Origin of the sequence: Desulfofundulus sp., assembly GCF_049701015.1 — a bacterium.
GTDB lineage: Bacteria > Bacillota > Desulfotomaculia > Desulfotomaculales > Desulfovirgulaceae > Desulfofundulus.
Window position 1 is genome coordinate 1 of record NZ_JBNATZ010000022.1, and the last position, 3,612, is coordinate 3,612.

Genomic DNA, 3,612 nt, shown 5'->3' on the forward strand with positions numbered 1-3,612 from the left:
GGTTCCACATTTCGCCCCGTCAGGCCCACTATGAGCATGGAAAGCCTGTCCCGCCACCCCCCCTCCTCGAGGAGCAGGTTGTACAGCCGCCACCAGAGAGGATGAACGGTGCGACCCCAGGATGCTTCCAGCCAGCGCAGGGCCAGGCGGGGCAGCAGCCCTGCCGGATGCTCCACGTACTCCACGTCTGCCGCGCCGCCCGGCGGCTCTACCGGTAGAAACTGCGGCCTTAATTCCGGCAACAATTCCCGCACCCTGCGGATCACCGGTGAGGGAGTTACAGCCCGCCCCTCGCCATCACCCAGAGGATAACTCAAAAACAGTTTGCCGCCCGTGCGGGTCAGGACCTGGTAAATCAGAAACTGCTCCTGGTGCAACCGGTCGACCGTGCCGGCCGGCAGTTCCAGGTCCCTCTCACGGAGCCAGGTGGTTAGCTGCTCTCTTTCGCGCTCGGTGAACACCCCGCCGGTGTGAATACTGGCGGGCAGCGCCCGTTCCGTGAGGCCGGGCAGGAATAGAGCCTGCACATCCCGGGGCGGCCGGGAGCGGTCCAGACTGCCCACGGTGACCGCATCGAGTGCCGGGGGGATGAGAGAAAGGCGCATGGCCTCCAGACCTGCATCCAGCACACCGGACAGCTCCGCCGCGGAAAGCTCCACTTCACCCAGCACTTCCACCAACTCGTCCAGCAGGCCGCTCACCAGCCGCCAGACCTGCTGGTGTTCCCGGGCCAGGTCCGGCTGTCCCGCTGCCCGGGCTGCCCGGCTCCATTCATCCAACCTGCGGGGTACATCAAGCTCCAGGCACAATTCCAGCAGGATGCGGGCCCACTGCCGGCCGTAAAGGCGCCCGGCGCGGCCGGCCGCAGTTTCCCGTGCTTTTAATTGGGCAGAACGCAGTTCTCTGACCGCACGCCAGCGAATGCGGTTGATCTCTTCCAGCTCCGTGGAACACGGCCGCTGCCCGCCCTCACTCCAGGTGCGGCCGGGCAGGTAGTCCCAGGGTTCCTGGCTGTACCAGCGGCTGCCCCGGATCCCGGCAGCCAGAACGTAGTTTTCCAGCCGGTCAACTTCCCCGGCACTCAACCGGCTGAGCCCCGTCTTTAAGAAGCGGAACACGGGCTCGTAGGCCCAGTTTTTCTGCCATACCTCCAGGGCGGAACGCAGCAACTCCACCAGAGGGTGGTGGATGACCGGCTGCTGGTGATCGATGAAAAAAGGTATCTCGTAATCCGCCAGCATCCTCCGGAACAGAGGGAAATAAACATCCACGTCCCGCACGGCCACCATGATCTGCCGGGGGCGAAGACCTTCTTCCCGCAGCAGGCGGCGGATGGCCCTTACCACACCCTCCACCTCTGCCCGGAGGTTGACCCCGGCCAGCAGGCATACCCTATGTACAGTTCCGGTATAGGGAACGGTGGGGTAGGTGAAAAAGTACCGCTCGAGGTGAGAAAGCTCCGGTGCCCCTGCCAGGCGCCAGGTATCACCGGGCTCTAAAAACTCCTCCCGCACCGTCACACCGGTCCTGCGCGCCAAACGCAAAAGGCGCAGGCGCGTCTCCCAGGGTTTAACAAAAGGGTCGTGCTCCTGAGGCTGAACTGTAGCCAGAGCAGGGTCAAGGCACAGGGTCACTGTAATCTCCCGGGCTTTGTGGAAAAGCGCCTCCAACACGGCAAATTCCTGCGGGGTGAAGGAAGAAAAACCATCCACCCACACACGGCAGTTATCTAAAAAACTGGCGCTGGAAATCCGTTGCGCCAGAAGGTTCAGGTAATCGTCGGGATCGGTAAACCGCCCGGCCAGTTTTTCCCCCAGCCGCCGGTAAATCAGGCACAGCTCCTTGAGCTTTTGCCCCAGGTGACCCTCCTTATCAGACGCCAGTTCCTCCAGGGGTTCCGGAGCGACCCGGTGCATTTTCAGCTCGCCGATCAAATCGGATAAAGAAGCAAGAAAACCCGGCCGGCCGGCCAGAGAACCCATAAGGCCGAGGTTTCCCTTCTCTTCAATCAATATTTTCTTGAGCATCATCCGCCGCCCCAGCTCGCTGACCGGGAGGAGGGCCGCACCGCCAGCTTCCCGCAGCACCCGGTGGGCCAGGCGGTGAAAGCTGTACACCTGTACCCGCAGGCCACCACCCAGCAGAGCCAGTTCGCGCTCCATATTGAAAGTAGCCTGGGCTGGCACAATCAGAAGCAGGGGAGGACCCAGGGGTTCCCTCTCCAGTTCCGCACATATTTCCATCAAACAGCGGTGGGTCTTGCCCGTCCCCGCCCGTCCCAGCAACAGACGCAAACTCATCCTTTACCACTTCCCCATAACAGCTGCCAGCGCCGGTCCCTCTTCCATCATTTTAACCGAAACCATACCCTCTGGCAATTCTGGCATGCGACTGGTAGAAGCGGTCTGTGGACGGGGGGATTGTCACCACGGGAGCAAGAAAAAATTTTCCCCTTCAGGCCAAACTTGTGCTTGATTTCACGCAGTCCCTGTGCTATTATGAGAGTGACAAAAGTACCCTGATTTGTCAAACTACTTTCCTCCCTCATGCACCTCGACTCGATTCACCCGGGTTAAAAGCAAAGAAGAGGGAGTTTTTTAGCCTCTTACAAGTGTTTTCGTTCACATAGTAATGTGAGTTATCTCACTTTCCGGCTCGAAAGGCTCTCTCGAACATAACCACGGTCCAAAGGCAAGCTATCCGGATATCAAGGATATTTCAAGGGCTTAGTCCAATCTACCATCTCATCTACATAACTAATTAACGGATTTAAAGAATGGCACTCATGTACGCTCGGTCCGTTTTTTATACCCGGTCTAGTACATGAGTTCACAATCTCTTGTGATGTAAAAGGGGGTGGAAGGAGCTCCCGTCAGGTTGTACAGGGAACAACAATAGGCCTGAAAGAAGCATATCTGTCTCAATTGCCAATGGCACCGCTCTCGAACTGTCAGGGAAATAGCACATCCTTACCTCCCGGACTCTTTCTGATAGGAGGGTTATTCATGGCCAAAACTTTAGAGGATATCACCGGGCGCGCGCAGGCTCAAGCTGGAGCCCGGCCCGCAGAGGTACCCAGACCACTCGAGTTGCCCAAAGAATTTAAATGGGACTTGAAGCGCACCATATTTATCGCCCTTGGGCTGGGGTTGTTTTTCCTGTTCTACTTTTTACCCCCGCTGCCGGTAGCCGTGGACCCGGCTGGTAAAGAATTCGCCCTTTCCAGGCAGGGCCAGCTGGCCATCGGGCTGTTCCTCCTGGCCGGCATCTGGTGGGTGTTCGAGGTTATCCCCATCGGGGCCACCGCCCTGGCCATCGGTATTTTTCAGGCTTTATTCGGCATCCGGCCGGCAGACGTTGCCTTCAGAGACTTCATGGACCCTTCGGTCTTATTCATCCTCGGTTCTTTGATGGTCGGCCTGGCTTTCACCAAGGCCGGCCTGACCAGGCGGCTGGCTTTTAAAATGCTGCAGGTCACCGGTGAAAATACGAAGATGATCCTTTTGGGGGTCTATGTGGTGACCGTGCTGCTCACCCTGGTCATGGCGCATACGGCCGTGGCCGCCACCATGTTCCCCATTTTAATGGCCATCCTGGGACTGTACGGCACCA

Annotated in this window: 2 protein-coding genes; one reads left to right on the forward strand and one right to left on the reverse strand. The window is 58.7% G+C overall.

Going from position 1 to position 3,612, the window contains the following annotated elements; translation table 11 throughout:
• Nucleotides 1–2,300: PD-(D/E)XK nuclease family protein (locus ACPLUI_RS02630; RefSeq protein ID WP_424658722.1), on the reverse strand; the 2,300-nt coding region annotated here is incomplete at its 3' end.
• Between the two features lie 705 nt (nt 2,301–3,005).
• On the opposite strand from ACPLUI_RS02630, the gene ACPLUI_RS02635 reads away from it, so the two are divergent.
• Nucleotides 3,006–3,612 (forward strand): SLC13 family permease (locus tag ACPLUI_RS02635; RefSeq protein WP_424658723.1); only part of this gene is annotated, 607 nt, incomplete at its 3' end.